General features: G+C 70.3%; 14 protein-coding genes. 4 read left to right on the forward strand and 10 right to left on the reverse strand.

Going from position 1 to position 15248, the window contains the following annotated elements:
• The first annotated feature begins 90 nt into the window (after positions 1 to 90).
• Positions 91 to 1476 (forward strand): FAD-binding oxidoreductase, encoded by a 1386-nt coding sequence (locus tag ACP4J3_RS33685; protein ID WP_426540006.1) that lies wholly within the window; start codon positions 91 to 93, stop codon positions 1474 to 1476.
• Positions 1477 to 1747: 271 nt separating this feature from the next.
• Here the strand turns inward: ACP4J3_RS33685 and ACP4J3_RS33690 are convergent, their stop codons facing one another.
• The 5 genes from ACP4J3_RS33690 to ACP4J3_RS33710 all read right to left on the reverse strand — a co-directional run bounded on the left by ACP4J3_RS33690 (position 1748) and on the right by ACP4J3_RS33710 (position 7461).
• Positions 1748 to 3454 (reverse strand): uroporphyrinogen-III synthase, encoded by a 1707-nt coding sequence (locus ACP4J3_RS33690; protein ID WP_426540007.1) that lies wholly within the window; start codon positions 3452 to 3454, stop codon positions 1748 to 1750.
• On the reverse strand, positions 3451 to 4410 hold the full coding sequence (hemC, locus tag ACP4J3_RS33695; protein WP_426540008.1) for a hydroxymethylbilane synthase: 960 nt from the start codon (positions 4408 to 4410) through the stop codon (positions 3451 to 3453). The genes ACP4J3_RS33690 and hemC overlap by 4 nt, the downstream gene beginning before the upstream one ends.
• Complete coding sequence (locus tag ACP4J3_RS33700; RefSeq protein WP_426540009.1) at positions 4407 to 6125, reverse strand: glutamyl-tRNA reductase; 1719 nt, start codon at positions 6123 to 6125, stop codon at positions 4407 to 4409. The genes hemC and ACP4J3_RS33700 overlap by 4 nt, the downstream gene beginning before the upstream one ends.
• Entirely contained in the window at positions 6122 to 6889 is a 768-nt protein-coding gene (locus tag ACP4J3_RS33705) for a redox-sensing transcriptional repressor Rex (protein ID WP_194042373.1), read from the reverse strand. The genes ACP4J3_RS33700 and ACP4J3_RS33705 overlap by 4 nt, the downstream gene beginning before the upstream one ends.
• A 284-nt stretch (positions 6890 to 7173) precedes the next feature.
• Positions 7174 to 7461: a glutaredoxin family protein gene (locus ACP4J3_RS33710; RefSeq protein WP_426540011.1), complete on the reverse strand. Its 288-nt coding sequence runs from the start codon at positions 7459 to 7461 to the stop codon at positions 7174 to 7176.
• A 131-nt stretch (positions 7462 to 7592) separates the two neighbouring features.
• On the opposite strand from ACP4J3_RS33710, the gene ACP4J3_RS33715 reads away from it, so the two are divergent.
• The 3 genes from ACP4J3_RS33715 (at position 7593) to ACP4J3_RS33725 (ending at position 11135) form a co-directional block, all read left to right on the forward strand.
• A complete protein-coding gene (locus ACP4J3_RS33715; RefSeq protein WP_426540012.1) occupies positions 7593 to 8513 on the forward strand; it encodes an HAD family hydrolase in 921 nt (306 codons plus the stop codon).
• 349 nt (positions 8514 to 8862) lie between these two features.
• Positions 8863 to 9636, forward strand: a complete 774-nt coding sequence (locus ACP4J3_RS33720) for an ECF subfamily RNA polymerase sigma factor, BldN family (RefSeq protein ID WP_426540013.1) — start codon at positions 8863 to 8865, stop codon at positions 9634 to 9636.
• Between the two features lie 251 nt (positions 9637 to 9887).
• On the forward strand, positions 9888 to 11135 hold the full coding sequence (locus ACP4J3_RS33725) for a DUF5667 domain-containing protein (RefSeq protein ID WP_426540014.1): 1248 nt from the start codon (positions 9888 to 9890) through the stop codon (positions 11133 to 11135).
• 78 nt (positions 11136 to 11213) lie between these two features.
• Here ACP4J3_RS33725 and ACP4J3_RS33730 read toward each other — a convergent pair whose 3' ends face one another.
• From ACP4J3_RS33730 to ACP4J3_RS33750, 5 genes are all read right to left on the reverse strand, one after another.
• On the reverse strand, positions 11214 to 12266 hold the full coding sequence (locus tag ACP4J3_RS33730) for a lysophospholipid acyltransferase family protein (RefSeq protein WP_426540016.1): 1053 nt from the start codon (positions 12264 to 12266) through the stop codon (positions 11214 to 11216).
• A gap of 14 nt (positions 12267 to 12280) precedes the next feature.
• Complete coding sequence (locus tag ACP4J3_RS33735; RefSeq protein ID WP_426540017.1) at positions 12281 to 13342, reverse strand: NAD-dependent epimerase/dehydratase family protein; 1062 nt, start codon at positions 13340 to 13342, stop codon at positions 12281 to 12283.
• Positions 13343 to 13574: 232 nt separating this feature from the next.
• Complete coding sequence (locus ACP4J3_RS33740) at positions 13575 to 13673, reverse strand: 30S ribosomal protein bS22 (protein ID WP_003948845.1); 99 nt, start codon at positions 13671 to 13673, stop codon at positions 13575 to 13577.
• A gap of 156 nt (positions 13674 to 13829) precedes the next feature.
• A complete protein-coding gene (locus ACP4J3_RS33745; RefSeq protein ID WP_361373057.1) occupies positions 13830 to 14042 on the reverse strand; it encodes a helix-turn-helix domain-containing protein in 213 nt (70 codons plus the stop codon).
• A 129-nt stretch (positions 14043 to 14171) separates the two neighbouring features.
• Positions 14172 to 14987: a phosphatase gene (locus tag ACP4J3_RS33750; RefSeq protein WP_426540018.1), complete on the reverse strand. Its 816-nt coding sequence runs from the start codon at positions 14985 to 14987 to the stop codon at positions 14172 to 14174.
• Between the last annotated feature and the right edge of the window lie 261 nt (positions 14988 to 15248).

Raw genomic sequence — 15248 nt, forward strand, 5'->3', positions numbered from 1 at the left:
TCCTGAAAAGAGGGCCGCCCCCCTCTGGCCCCCTCCCGAACTCCCCCCGAACCCCTCCCGCCCCTCCGTACGCACATCACGGAGGCAATGATGACCACCACCCACCACAACACCCCCTTCCTCTTCGCCCTCTCGGACATCCACGGCCCGGTCCTGCGCCCCGGCGACGAGGGTTACGGCGAGGAGGTCACCGGCTTCAACCTGGCCGCGCTGCACACACCCGACGTGGTCGTGGGCGCGACGGGCGCCGACGACGTCGTGGCGGCCCTGCGCTGGGCGACGGCCACCGGCACCCCGGTCGCGGTCCAGGCGACGGGCCACGGCGCGAACTTCCCGATCGACCACGGCCTGCTGATCAGCACGGCCCGCATGACCGACGTGCGGATCGACCCGGCGGAGCGCCTCGCCACCATCGCGGCCGGCGCGAAGTGGCGGCACGTCCTGGACGCGGCCGCACTCCACGGACTCGCCGCGCTCGCCGGCGCGTCCACGGAGACGGGCGCGGTCGGCTACACGCTGGGCGGCGGGCTCCCCGTGCTGGGCAGGGCCTACGGCTACGCGGCCGACATGGTCCGCTCCTTCCGGGTCGCCACACCCGACGGCACGCTGCGCGAGTGCGATGCCGAGCAGGAGCCGGAGCTGTTCTGGGCGCTGCGCGGCGGCAAGGGCAACGTGGGCGTGGTCACCTCCTTGACCTGCGAACTGCTCCCCCTGCCCACGATCCTGGGCGGCGGCGTCTACTGCCCCGGCGAGCACACCGAGCCTCTGCTCCGCGCCTGGGCCGACTGGACCCGCACCGTCCCGGACGAGATGTGCAGCGCCTTCACCGTGCTCCGCCTGCCCCCCGTCCCGGAGATCCCCGAACCCCTCCGCGGCGGCTTCTGGGCCCGCGTGGCGATCGCCTGGCCAGGAGACCCCGCCGAGGGAGAGCGCCTGCTGGCCCCCATCCGCGAGGCGGCCCCGGTGACGCTCGACACGGTCGAGGAGATGCCGTACGCCGCCCTGGACCGCATCCACATGGAGCCGCAGGACCCGCTCCCCGCACGCGAGTCGTGCGCCCTGCTGCGCGACCTGCCCCCCGAGGCCCTCCGCACCTTCCTCGCCCAGGCCGGCCCCGAGGTCCCCGACCTCCCCTTCCTGCTGGTGGAGATCCGCCACATGGGAGGCGCCCTCGCCCGCCCCGCCCGACTGGCCGACGCGATCTGCGCCCGCGACGCGAACTACCTCCTGGAAACGGTGGGCGTCCTGTCCGCCCCACCAGCAGCACAGGCCATCGAACAGGCCACAACATCCCTGTACACCGCAATGTCCCCCTACGGCACAGGCCGCACCCTGGTCAACACCCACGGCACCCCGGGCAACCCCACCGACCGAGCCCGAGCCTGGACCCCAGAGGTCTACAACCGCCTACGCCAGGACAAATCAACCTACGACCCAGCCAACTTGCTCCGCTTCGGCCACACGGTGTCCCCATAGAACAACGACACCTCGCGACACCGCCCCACACCATCCAGCCCGGGCCCGCACAATCCATCCCGTCCGGCTATCCGGCCCGGGCCCGCATCATCCAGCCCGTCCGGCGTTTGAGGACAAGGCCCGTTCAGGGCCGGGAGCGGGGGTCTGGGGGCGCAGCCCCCAGAGAGCACCCGGGGTCGAAGGGGCAGCGCCCCTGGGGATGGGACGGGTAGGGGCGGCGGGGGCGAGAAAACCCGGCGCGCACCCCCACCCCACCCACGCCCCGACACACCTACGTAGTGGACCGCCGCCGCCGAGCCCCCGGCCGCCGCTCACTCGGCCGAGTAACCGGATCCCCGGCCTCCAGCGCCGCAGCCCTCCGCCGCATCCCGAAGTCCGCCAACGCCTCGGCCAACTTGTGCACAGACGGCTCCGGAGCCATCACATCCACCCGAAGCCCATGCTCCTCGGCGGTCTTCGCAGTGGCAGGCCCGATACAAGCGATCACCGTCACGTTGTGCGGCTTCCCGGCAATCCCCACCAGATTCCGCACAGTCGACGACGACGTGAAGAGAACGGCATCGAAGCCACCCCCCTTGATCGCCTCCCGAGTCTCCGCCGGCGGCGGCGAGGCCCGCACGGTCCGATAGGCCGTGACGTCATCGACCTCCCAGCCCAGCTCGATGAGCCCGGCCACCAAGGTCTCCGTCGCAATGTCCGCCCGCGGCAGGAACACCCGGTCGATCGGGTCGAACACCGGGTCGTACGGCGGCCAGTCCTCCAGCAACCCCGCAGCCGACTGCTCCCCGCTCGGCACCAGATCCGGCTTCACACCAAACGCGATCAACGCCTTCGCCGTCTGCTCCCCCACCGCGGCGACCTTGATCCCGGCGAACGCCCGCGCATCGAGCCCGTACTCCTCGAACTTCTCCCGCACGGCCTTGACCGCGTTCACGGACGTGAAAGCGATCCACTCGTACCGCCCGGTGACCAGCCCCTTCACCGCCCGCTCCATCTGCTGAGGCGTCCGCGGCGGCTCGACGGCGATCGTCGGCACCTCGTGCGGCACGGCCCCGTACGACCGCAACTGGTCGGAGAGCGAAGCCGCCTGCTCCTTCGTACGCGGCACCAGCACCCGCCACCCGAAGAGCGGCTTGGACTCGAACCACGACAACTGATCACGCTGAGCAGTGGCGGAACGTTCACCGACCACGGCTATCACGGGCCGCCCGCCCTCGGGCGACGGCAGCACCTTGGCCTGCTTCAGCGTCTGCGCGATGGTCCCGAGCGTCGCGCTCCAGGTCCGCTGACGCGTCGTCGTACCGGCAACCGTCACCGTCAGCGGCGTATCGGGCTTACGCCCCGCCGACACCAGCTCACCCGCGGCCGCGCCCACGGCGTCGAGCGTCGTCGAGACGACGACGGTCCCGTCGGACGCGCCCACCTCGGTCCAGCACCGGTCCGACGCCGTCCGCGCATCCACGAACCGCACGTCCGCGCCCTGCGCGTCCCGCAGCGGCACCCCGGCATACGCGGGCACGCCCACGGCCGCGGCCACACCCGGCACGACCTCGAACGGCACGCCCGCCGCGGCGCACGCCAGCATCTCCTCGGTGGCGTAGGCGTCGAGCCCGGGATCCCCGGACACCGCACGCACCACCCGCCTGCCGCTGCGCGCGGCCTCCATGACAAGATGTGCGGCATCCCGCACCGCGGGTGACCCAGCGGTCGTTGACGCGCCGTCAACAACCGCTAGTTGAGGCGTGCCTGTGCCCGGCGCGGCGTCCGCATCGGGACCCGTGTCCGTGTGTACTTCGGCGACACCGGTTCTGGTGTGCTTGCGTACCACGTCGAGCACCTCGTGCTCGGCGACGAGTACATCGGCGTTCGCCAGCGCTTCGACGGCACGCAGAGTCAGCAGCCCCGGATCCCCGGGTCCGGCACCGAGGAAGGTGACGTGCCCGTGTTCAAGGCCGGCGGGAAGGGTGGTGGGGCTCAATGTGCTCGCTCCCCCATCAGACCGGCCGCGCCCTGGGCAAGCATCTCGGTGGCGAGTTCGCGACCGAGCGCCAGCGCTTGGTCGTGCGTCTCGGGCACGGGACCGGTGGTGGACAACTGCACCATGCGCGAGCCGTCGGTCGTACCGACGACGCCACGCAGGCGCATTTCCTTGACAATCTGCCCGTCGGCCAACAAGTCGGCCAGCGCGCCCACGGGGGCGGAGCAGCCGGCCTCCAGGGCGGCGAGCAGTGATCGCTCGGCGGTCACGGCGACCCGCGTGAACGGGTCGTCGAGCTCGCCGAGCGCGGCGAGGAGGTCCGCGTTGTCCGCGGTGCACTCGATCGCCAGTGCCCCCTGGCCGGGGGCGGGCAAAACCGTGTCGACCGACAGGAAGTCGGTCACTTCATCGATGCGGCCGATACGCTGCAGCCCAGCCGCAGCCAGCACCACCGCATCCAGCTCACCATCGCGCACGAACCGGATCCGTGTATCCACGTTCCCGCGAATCGCAACCGTCTCGATATCCAGCCCATGGCTGCGCGCGTACGCGTTGAGCTGTGCCATCCGACGCGGCGAGCCCGTACCGATGCGCGCCCCGCGCGGCAGGTCGGTGAACTTCAGCGCGTCCCGGGCGACGATCACATCGCGCGGGTCCTCCCGCACCGGAACGGCCGCGAGGACCAACTCCTCGGGCTGCGTGGTGGGCAGGTCCTTCAGCGAGTGCACCGCGAAGTCGACCTCGCCCCGCAGCAGCGCGTCCCGCAGCGCGGTGACGAACACGCCGGTGCCGCCGATCTGGGCGAGGGCCTCGCGCGAGACATCGCCGTACGTGGTGATCTCGACGAGTTCGACGGGCCGTCCGGTCACCCGGCGCACGGCGTCCGCGACCTGCCCGGACTGGGCCATGGCGAGCTTGCTGCGCCTGGTGCCGAGGCGTAGTGGCTGCTGAGTCATCGTGGGCCTCGGTTCTTCTCGGTGCTGTCCTCGGCGCGGGAGACGGAGGCCACCGTCTCCTGGTCGAGGTCGAACAGGGTCCGCAGGGCATCCGCGTACCCGGCGCCGCCGGGTTCGGACGCGAGCTGCTTGACCCGCACGGTCGGCGCGTGCAGCAGCTTGTCGACCACGCGCCGCACGGTCTGCGTGATCTCGCTGCGGTGCTTGTCGTCGAGGCCCGGCAGCCGGCCCTCCAGGCGGGCGATCTCGCTCGCCACGACATCGGCGGCCATCGTGCGCAGCGCGACGACGGTGGGCGTGATGTGCGCGGCCCGCAGCGCCGCCCCGAAGGCCGCGACCTCGTCGGAGACGATACGGCGGACCTGGTCGACGTCGGCCGCCATCGGAGCGTCGGCGGAGGCCTCCGCCAGCGACTCGATGTCGACCAGCCGCACCCCGGCCAGCCGGTGCACGGCGGCGTCGATGTCGCGGGGCATGGCGAGGTCGAGCAGCGACAGCACCGGCACCGGGCGGGGGGCCTCGGCGACCGGCTCGGGCTTGCGGCGCTCGGGGATGCGGCCGACGGTGGCCACGGTCGCGGCCAGCGCGGTGATCAGCTCGGCGTCCGTCTCGGGGCTGCGCCGCGCGGCCTCACGCCGGTCGACGGCACTGCCCGCCGCCCACGCCGCGTGCTGCTCCAGCGTGGCCGCGTCCATCCCGGCGACGGCGGCCTCGCCCAGCACAGAGAAACCTCCCTGCACGGCGGCGATGTCCAGCGGACAGTTCTCGTCGGTACCGACGCTGGTGGGCGGCAGCGGGGTCTGCCGTACGTCGGCGGGCGCCTTGTCAGCCGTACGACCGCCGTCGGCCTCTGCGAAGGCGACCGGCCGACCGGTACGGCCCTCCACCGCGGCGGCGACCTCCTCGGCCGTCAGGACAAGCCCCGTCGCACCGGTGCAGGAGACGGCGACGTCGGCACGTGTCAGCTCGACCGGCACCGACTCCATCGGTACCGCGCGGGCCAGCACGTCCGTGCCGTCGGCCTCGGTCAGGATCTCTGCCAGGCGCTCGGCGCGCTCCTGGGTGCGGTTGGCGACCACGATCTCGGCGACCCCGGCCCGCGCCAGCGTGGCCGCGGCCAGCGAGGACATCGACCCCGCGCCGATGACCAGGGCCTTCTTGCCCCGGGCCCACGCCGTCGCATCCGCGCCCTCGGCGAACTGCTCCAGGCCGAAGGTGACCAGGGACTGACCGGCGCGGTCGATGCCCGTCTCCGAATGCGCACGCTTGCCGACGCGCAGAGCCTGCTGGAACAGGTCGTTCAGCAGCCGCCCGGCGCTGTGCAGCTCCTGCGCCTTGGCGAGGGAGTCCTTGATCTGCCCGAGGATCTGGCCCTCGCCGACGACCATGGAGTCGAGTCCGCAGGCCACCGAGAACAGGTGGTGGACGGCCCGGTCCTCGTAGTGCACGTAGAGGTACGGCGTGAGCTCGTCGAGCCCCACCCCGCTGTGCTGGGCGAGCAGCGTGGACAGCTCGGCGACACCGGCGTGGAACTTGTCCACGTCGGCGTACAGCTCGATGCGGTTGCAGGTGGCCAGCACGGCGGCCTCGGTGGCCGGCTCGGCGGCGACCGTGTCCTGCACCAGCTTGATCTGGGCGTCCGCGCTCAGCGCCGCGCGCTCCAGGACGCTGACCGGGGCGCTGCGGTGGCTCAGCCCTACGACGAGCAGACTCATGCCGGCATCACGGCGGGTACGTCCCCGTCGGGCCCCTGGTCGGCGGATGCGTCGGACTCACGGGTGACGGCGGCCGGTCCGGTGCCGTCGGGGTGGGCCTCCTCGCCGGCCTTGCGCTGCTCGTGGAAGGCGAGGATCTGCAGCTCGATGGAGAGGTCGACCTTGCGCACGTCGACGCCGTCCGGGACGGACAGCACGGTCGGCGCGAAGTTCAGGATGGAGGTGACCCCGGCGGCCACGAGCCGGTCGCAGACCTGCTGGGCGGCGCCGGCGGGGGTGGCGATGACGCCGATCGACACGCCGTTGTCCTCGATGATCTTTTCCAGGTCATCGGTGTGCTGCACGGGAATGCCGGCGACGGGCTTGCCCGCCATGGCCGGATCCGCGTCGATGAGCGCGGCCACCCGGAAACCGCGGGAGGCGAACCCGCCGTAGTTGGCGAGGGCGGCGCCGAGGTTACCGATACCGACGATCACAACCGGCCAGTCCTGGGTCAGGCCGAGCTCGCGGGAGATCTGGTAGACGAGATACTCGACGTCGTAGCCGACACCCCTGGTTCCGTACGAACCGAGGTACGAGAAGTCCTTGCGCAGCTTCGCGGAGTTGACCCCCGCCGCGGCCGCGAGCTCCTCGGAGGAGACCGTGGGTACCGAGCGCTCCGACAGTGCCGTCAGGGCTCGGAGGTACAGCGGAAGCCGGGCGACGGTGGCCTCGGGAATCCCTCGGCTACGGGTCGCCGGTCGGTGTGTTCGGCCAGTTGCCACGGTGCTCCTGCGGGTAGAGCGGGGCTGTAGGCGGTCACACGTCCCTACATGACCGCCCCGTCGAAAGCAGGCTATGTCTTTGTGAACGCGTGCACAAAGATGGTGTCCGATTTGCCCGCCCAACGTGACCGGGCTCACGCACGCCCGGCGCACTGGTATGGAACCGGCGCATACGCACCATCGCTCCTCAACTCCTGGGGGCAAAACCGCACACTCTCCTCAACGATCCCCGCCCCCCAGACCAAGTCGCCGTCGATCCTAAGCCGTTTCCGGAGCACTTTGGACTACCCGGTCAGTGCTTTGCGGAGGCGATCCTCGTTCACGCGCCAGAAGGTGTGCTGGGCGCCGTCGACGAGGACGACGGGGATCTGTTCCCAGTACTGGTCGTGGAGTTGGGGGTCCTGGTTGATGTCCTTCACCTCCCATGGCACCCCCAGTTCGGCGCACACCCGCTCGATGACGATCTGTGCGTCATCACACAGATGACAGTCCGGTTTACCGATGAGGGTGACGAGCCGGTCCCGGGGGGACTTGGCTGCGGCGCGACGAAAGAGGGGACTCATGTCAGCCATTCTCGCGCGTCGGCGCCACAGGGCGCCGCCGCCGACGGAGCACGCCGTTTAACTGCGCGGTCGCGGAGAGTTCACAACCTTCCAACCTCCTGACTCCGGTAGCACCGAACAAACTGGCTATGCTCACGGTCATGGCCGCTCTTGGATGGCTCACTCCCCGTAGGCGCTCCGCCACGGCGCGGAGCGTGTTGGCTGGCGAAGCCTCGGCCGAGGCAGCGCGCAAGTCGTCGCAGGAGGCGACGGAGGTCTCTCAGGCCGAGCCGGAGTTCCCGGTGCTCGGCGACGAGCGGGCCGCCGCCTTCTTCGACCTCGACAACACCGTGATGCAGGGCGCCGCCCTCTTCCACTTCGGCCGGGGCCTGTACAAGCGGAAGTTCTTCGAGACGCGCGACCTCGCGAAGTTCGCGTGGCAGCAGGCGTGGTTCCGCCTTGCGGGGGTCGAGGACCCGGAGCACATGCAGGAGGCTCGCGACTCGGCGCTGTCGATCGTCAAGGGCCACCGCGTCGCCGAGCTCCAGTCGATCGGCGAGGAGATCTACGACGAGTACATGGCCGAGCGCATCTGGCCCGGCACCCGCGCCCTCGCCCAGGCCCACCTGGACGCGGGCCAGCGGGTGTGGCTCGTCACGGCGGCCCCGGTGGAGATCGCCACGGTGATCGCGCGCCGCCTCGGCCTCACCGGCGCCCTGGGCACGGTGGCGGAGTCGGTGGACGGCGTCTACACGGGCAAGCTCGTCGGCGAGCCACTGCACGGCCCGGCGAAGGCGGAGGCGGTCCGCGCCCTGGCCGCGGCGGAGGAGCTGGACCTGACCCGCTGCGCCGCCTACAGCGACTCGCACAACGACATCCCGATGCTCTCCCTGGTCGGCCACCCCTACGCCATCAACCCCGACAGCAAGCTGCGCAAGCACGCCCGCCAACTGGACTGGCGCCTGCGGGACTACCGCACCGGCCGCAAGGCGGCGAAGGTCGGCATTCCGGCGGCCGCGGGCGTGGGCGCGGTGGCCGGGGGCACGGCCGCGGCGATCGCGCTGCACCGGCGCCGGCGGTAGTTCGGTTTTGTTTCGACGCCTGCCGCCCGGCACGCCCGGGCGGACAGGCCAATCCGCATGCCCTACCCGCGCAGTGCCCTGTCCAGTCCCCTTGGCTGCACACGGCCACAACACGCCCCGGAGTCAGCCGGAACGCGGGCGGAATCGATCAACAAGTGGTCACTCTGCGGCACTTGATATGGCGTCAATCAGTTACAGAAGAGACGCAATCGATGATTTGAGCAACTGGGCGTAGCAGTGCCTGTACGAAGCGTTATTCTCCTCAGACGCAAACCGGTGCCTCTCCGTCGCTACGACGGGTGAACGGTTCCGCACTGCACGTGATGGAAGCTCTGCCTCTGGGAGTCCCGTGTACCCACACGTCGGGGTTGACGCCTCGGGCCTGGCTACGCTGCGCGCAACGGTCCACAACCTGTTGCGCGGCTTCGTCCCCACCGCGTACGCCGTCCCCGCCCTCGCCGTAACCACCGCGCCCGTAGGCCCGTGCTACGCGCTCGCCGACAGCAGCGCCACCGTCAGCAGACGGGGACGCTCCGCCGGCGCGGCGACCGCTCGGCGGCCGGCCGCGGACAGTGACAGCGCTCGGATGATGGATCTCGTCGAACGTGCCCAGGCCGGCGAGGCCGATGCGTTCGGGCGGCTCTACGACCAGTACAGCGACACCGTCTATCGGTACATCTACTACCGGGTGGGGGGTAAGGCGACCGCCGAGGACCTCACGAGCGAGACCTTTCTGCGAGCCCTGCGCCGTATCGGCACCTTCACCTGGCAGGGGCGGGACTTCGGGGCGTGGCTGGTCACCATCGCCCGCAATCTCGTCGCCGACCACTTCAAGTCCAGCCGCTTCCGGCTGGAGGTGACCACCGGCGAGATGCTCGACGCCAACGAGGTCGAGCGCTCCCCGGAGGACTCCGTCCTGGAGTCCCTCTCCAACGCAGCACTCCTCGATGCCGTACGACGACTCAACCCGCAGCAGCAGGAGTGCGTGACCCTCCGTTTCCTCCAGGGCCTCTCCGTCGCCGAGACCGCCCGCGTCATGGGCAAGAACGAGGGCGCCATCAAGACCCTCCAGTACCGGGCCGTGCGCACCCTCGCGCGGCTCCTCCCGGACGACGCGCGCTGAGCGCGTCCCCAGTCCCGATCCGACACTCTCTGCAACCTTCAACTCACCTTCGGTGAAAGTCTGTTGACATCGCGGTCCGTTCATCCTCCGTCCGTAACCCAAGTGCCGCGCCGCTCGTTGTGCGGGATGCAGGCTCCCTGTGGTCACTCCCTGACCGACTTCGGTCACTCGATCGTGTGCATGTGGTCAGGGCGTGCAACCCTCAGGACCCCCTGGGGAGTCGACCGTCATCACGAGAGGAGGTGCCGCCAGTGATCGCGAACGTATCGGCACACCGGCGGGCGAACGCCTTCGCCCAGGCCCTGGACGAGCTGACCGACCGGGGCTCGGCGGCCGAGCAGGCCGAGCAGCCCGATGGATCGGCACCGGCACCGGCTGCTGCGGAACAGACCGAGCGGGCGCGCCTGTTGGCCCTCAGCGAGAGTCTCGGCGAGCTGCCCAAGCCCGAGCTCGACCCCGAGGTCAAGGTGGTCCAGCGGGCCCAGCTCGTGGCCGCGATGGAGGCCATGCTGCAGGAGGGCACCGCGGGCGGCGAGGCTTCTCCCGCACTGCCCGAGCAGCGTTCGGATCGGGCGCGCGGGGCTCACCGGGCGTCCCCCCTGGGAAAGTTGCGGCCCCGCTCCCGGCTGGCCAAGGGGCTCACCGCGGGCGGGCTCAGCGTCGGTGTCGCCGCCGGAGCCTTCGGCGGAGTCTCCGCCGCGAGTTCCGACGCACTGCCCGGCGACTCCCTCTACGGCCTCAAGCGCGGCATCGAGGACTTCAAGCTCAACATCCTGGCCGACGGCGACAGCGAGCGCGGGCGCACCTATCTCGACCAGGCCTCCACCCGGCTGAGCGAGGCCCGGCGGCTGATGGAGCGCGGCCGTGGCGGACATCTCGACCACGAGTCCATGGCGGAGATCCGCCGCGCCCTGTCGGGCATGCGGCACGACGCCTCCGAGGGGCATCGCCTGCTGCGCGAGGCCTACGAGCGCGACCCGGGCTCCCTGGGCCCCATCCAGGCCCTGTCCGCCTTCTCGCGCTCGCACCGCCCCGCGTGGGGCAACCTCCGCGAGCGGCTTCCCCTCCAGCTCGGGGACGTCAGTAACGACGTGTCGTCGGTGTTCGACGCCATAGACGAAGAGGTCGCCCCGCTGGAGTCCCTGCTGCCGAAGCAGCCACCCGAGTCCGGCGACGGCAAACGCCACGGCGGCTCCGGCTCGGACTCCACCGGCACATCCGGCTCCGACCGGTCGGCCCACCCCAGCGCCGGCGACAGCGGCTCCTCCGACGGCAACCGGTCCAGCCGCCCGAGCGACTCGGCCGAGAGCTCGGGCAGCGAGAGCGACGGCCTGCTCGGCGGAAACACCGGCGGCCTCCTCGACCCACCGAAGGACACCGGCAGCTCGGGTTCATCCCCATCCAGCCCCGCCCCGAGCACCGAGCCCCCCGTGACCCTCCCGCCCTTGCTCCCGGGCCTCCTGCCCGGCCTGGGCATCGAGGGCGAGGACGCGAACTAGCCGGTCGCGGGTACGTATGACGATGGGGGCGCCCCTCTCACAAGGGGCGCCCCCATCGTCATACAAACGTTTCTCCCGTCAGAAGAAGACCGACCTGCGCTGCACCAGCAACTTGTACAGCGTGTGCTGAATCTGCTCCCTGACCTGGTCCGTCAGGTTGAACATCAGCATCGGGTCCTCCGCGGCCTCCGGCGGATAGCCGTCCGTCGGGATCGGCTCGCCGAACTGGATCGTCCACTTGGTCGGGAGGGGGACCGCGCCGAGCGGGCCGAGCCACGGGAAGGTCGGGGTCAGCGGGAAGTACGGGAAGCCCAGGAGGCGGGCCAGGGTCTTGGCGTTGCCGATCATCGGGTAGATCTCCTCCGCGCCGACGATCGAGCACGGGATGATCGGCGTGCCCTGGCGCAGGGCCGTGGAGACGAAGCCGCCCCGGCCGAAGCGCTGCAGCTTGTAGCGCTCGCTGAAGGGCTTGCCGATGCCCTTGAAGCCCTCCGGCATCACCCCGACCAACTCGCCCTGCCCGAGCAGCCGCTCGGCGTCCTCGGCGCAGGCCAGGGTGTGGCCCAGCTTGCGCGCGAGCTCGTTGACCACCGGCAGCACGAAGACCAGGTCCGCCGCGAGGAGCCGGAGGTGACGGCCCGCCGGGTGGTGGTCGTGCACGGCGACCTGCATCATCAGGCCGTCCATCGGGATCGTCCCGGAATGGTTGGCGACGATCAGCGCACCGCCCTCGGACGGGATGTTCTCCACGCCCTTCACCTCGACCCGGAAGTACTTCTCGTACACCGGGCGCAGCAGGGACATCAGGACCTGGTCGGTGAGCTCCTCGTCGTACCCGAAGTCGTCGACGTCGTAGTCCCCGGTGAGGCGGCGGCGCAGAAAGGCCAGGCCGCTCGCGATGCGCCGCTCCAGGCCGCCGTCGTCCTGGGGCCGCTGGGGCGGCTGTTCCTCACGTGTCACAGGAACATCATCCTGCGCGAAGGACCGTCCGGGGAGAGGCTGGACCTCGCGTACCAGCGCGGATTCACCGCCCTTGCGCCGGCTCCCCGCGCTCCGCCGCCGCGGCGGCCGCTGTGCGGCGCCCCCGCGGGACCGGTCGTCGTCGAACGGAATGACCTTGGCGTCCGCCATCGTTGATGCGCTCCTCAGTTGGCGCTCTGCGTCGGGGGGTGGCCGCCGCCCGCGACGGGCAGCGCGGCGATCCGGTCGACGGCCCCCGCAAGGACCTCCGGCGGCAGCAGTCCGGGCCCGCGGCTGCGGGCGAACTCCGCGAAGGTCTCCGCCGTCGTGAACTTCGGCTTGAATCCGAGCGTCTCTCGCATCTGGTCGGTCGCCACGACCCGCCCGTGTGTGAGCAGCCTGATCTGCTCCGGCGAGAAGTCCGACATACCCAGCGTACGCACCAGGGAGCCGGCCCAGGTCACCGCGGGCAGCAGCAGCGGCACGGTGGGCCGGCCCAGCCGCCGGGAGCACTGCGAGAGCAGCAGGACGCCGTCGCCGGCGATGTTGAAGGTGCCGCTGTTGAGCGTGCCCCGCTCCGGTTCGTGCGAGGCGATGCGCAGCACCTCGATCACATCGTCCTCGTGGACGAACTGCAGCCGCGGGTCGTAGCCGAACACCGTCGGCAGGACCGGGAGCGAGAAGTACGAGGCGAGCGGGGTGTCCGCGCTCGGCCCGAGGATGTTGGCGAACCGAAGCACACACACGGCGACATCGGGCCGCCGCCGCGCGAAGCCCCGCACATAGCCCTCGACCTCCACCGTGTCCTTGGCGAAGCCGCCGCTGGGCAGGGACTTGGGCGGGGTGGTCTCGGTGAAGACGGCCGGATCGCGCGGCGCGGAACCGTAGACATTCGTACTGGACTTGACCACGAGCCGCTTGACGGTGGGCGACTTCTGGCAGGCGCCCAGCAGCTGCATGGTCCCGATGACGTTGGTCTCCTTGACCATGGTCCGGCTGCCGCTGCCCAGCGCGGTTCCGGTCACGTCCATGTGTACGACGGTGTCGGCGCCGCTCTCCGCCAGTACCCGCGCGATGGTGGGCTGCCGGATGTCGGCCTGGATGAAGTCGGCACCGCCCAGATGGTGCTCGGGCGGGACCGCGTCCACCGCGACCACCCGGTCCACCTGTGGGTCACGCTGGATCCGTCGTACGAAACGGCCCCCCAGTTGACGGGCCACTCCGGTCACGAGCACGACCTTGCCCAAGATCAGCGCCTTCCTTCCAGCACTCGTATCCCAGCCGGGTTCCCCGTTGCGGCCAACTTAGCGGGTTGACGTTGCGCTGTGATGACCACCCAATGCATGAAGTGACGAGAATTCCCCCTCGCGCACTCCGACCGATACGCGTGTGGCCCCCCACCGGCTGTGGTGGGGGGCCACATTCACGCTGCTTCCGCGGCGTCGCTCGCTTGCTTCTCGCTACGACTACTCGCGGCGATTACTTCTTGTTGCGACGCTGAACGCGCGTGCGCTTGAGCAGCTTGCGGTGCTTCTTCTTGGCCATCCGCTTGCGCCGCTTCTTGATAACAGAGCCCACGACTACCCTCGCTCACTTCTCATCACTCGGTGTTTGGGCGCCATGGGCCCACACGACCTACGAGGGGCTAGCCTACCCGCCCGAGCGCTGAGGTCGTAATCGAGGGGACGAGGGTGAATCCTGAACAGCCCTGTGGATCCCCCTCGCCCGTCGCTGTCAGGCGGTTTCCACCCCCACGTAGCTCTCGCGGAGATATTCGTGAACCGCTTGCTCGGGGACGCGGAAGGACCGCCCCACCCGGATCGCGGGCAGATGACCACTGTGCACCAGCCGGTACACGGTCATCTTCGACACTCGCATCACCGAGGCGACTTCCGCCACGGTAAGGAACTGAACCTCGTTCAGAGGCCTCTCGCCAGCTTCAGCCATGACACACCTGAACCTTCCGCACTCGACGGCCACCGGCTTCCCCTTCCGGTGACTCTTCGTCGCTGCGTGCTCACTCCCCAATGTAGGGGCCTGTGGTGCGAGTGGGGAAGAGGTGCACCCATCGGCGGCCTACTGGGACAGACACGCTCGATTGAGTACGTAGCGGGTAAGCGGCAGGTAGTAATCAGACCGCACACCGTCATCAACCGGAACGGCGACGGACACGGACCCCTCCGCCTCCCCCACAAAGAGCGCGGGGTCATTCGTATCGGCCGGACCAATGACCTCAAACCCGAGCTGACCTGCCCCGCAGGCCCAGCCATGATCCCCGATCACCAGCTCGGGCAACGGCCCTCCGACCTCCGCTGCGGCCGCCAGCGCGGTACGAACCGGGAGGGGTGAGTGGGTGTGTGCGCCGGTCTCACGCCCGGTGCTCGGAGCGCCGGCTTCCCGCACCAACGCGACTCCTCGTACGTAGTCAAGGTTGTACGTGCGTAGGCCGAACCGGGTCGTTATGTCGACAGAGCGACCATGCGCAGGGGTGAGAACGGCACATCCCGCCGCCGACAACGCGTCCGCCAGGGCGGCGTAGAACCCGAGCAGCCGATGGGGGTGTCCGGTGCCGAGCAGGACAGGCGCCCTGCGCTGGGCGACCGCGGCGAGACGGTCCGCGAAGGCATCCAGAGCGGTCAGAGTCAGCTCAGGATCGATCACATCGTGACCGGAAACATACTCCGGATCGGCTGAAACCCCACACTTCTCCGCCATCAACGCAACCACTTCGGGCAGTCCCCACGCCCCTTCAGGATCGAGCCCGATCAACACCCGCGGATCGCGCGCGGCAAACAGCCGATAACTCCGCAAACTCCGCTCCCGAGAGGTCCCCACGACCCCGGCCAGCCGCGCGGCGAGCAGATGAGCACGCAGACCTCCAGCACTCAACACGCCAGCGATGCTGACGCAAGGACCGGACACATGACGCCGAAACCGGGGGTACATCGCACGGTTGGCGTAACGGGCGCGGGCGCGCGGCGACGAATACAGGGACGAAGCCCCGCCAGAACACCTACCTGGGCCTGAGTCCCGTCCTACGCCCACCGACCTCGCCCCACCCCCAGCGACTCCGGCTGCCCGGCGTCCCGACTGCCCGACTGGCCGGGCCTCCCGACTGCGCGGCCTCCCGACGCCCGGCGTCCCGACTGCCCG

The sequence above is a fragment of the Streptomyces sp. UG1 genome (assembly GCF_049974585.1).
GTDB lineage: Bacteria > Actinomycetota > Actinomycetes > Streptomycetales > Streptomycetaceae > Streptomyces.

What these genes read in the sequence shown, in the direction of transcription:
- ACP4J3_RS33730 (WP_426540016.1), bottom strand. Translation starts at nt 12,266, where the DNA reads ATGGCGGACGCCAAGGTCATTCCGTTCGACGACGACCGGTCCCGCGGG.
- hemC (WP_426540008.1), bottom strand. Translation starts at nt 4,410, where the DNA reads ATGACTCAGCAGCCACTACGCCTCGGCACCAGGCGCAGCAAGCTCGCC.
- ACP4J3_RS33745 (WP_361373057.1), bottom strand. Translation starts at nt 14,042, where the DNA reads ATGGCTGAAGCTGGCGAGAGGCCTCTGAACGAGGTTCAGTTCCTTACC.
- ACP4J3_RS33715 (WP_426540012.1), top strand. Translation starts at nt 7,593, where the DNA reads ATGGCCGCTCTTGGATGGCTCACTCCCCGTAGGCGCTCCGCCACGGCG.
- ACP4J3_RS33685 (WP_426540006.1), top strand. Translation starts at nt 91, where the DNA reads ATGACCACCACCCACCACAACACCCCCTTCCTCTTCGCCCTCTCGGAC.
- ACP4J3_RS33700 (WP_426540009.1), bottom strand. Translation starts at nt 6,125, where the DNA reads ATGAGTCTGCTCGTCGTAGGGCTGAGCCACCGCAGCGCCCCGGTCAGC.
- ACP4J3_RS33710 (WP_426540011.1), bottom strand. Translation starts at nt 7,461, where the DNA reads ATGGCTGACATGAGTCCCCTCTTTCGTCGCGCCGCAGCCAAGTCCCCC.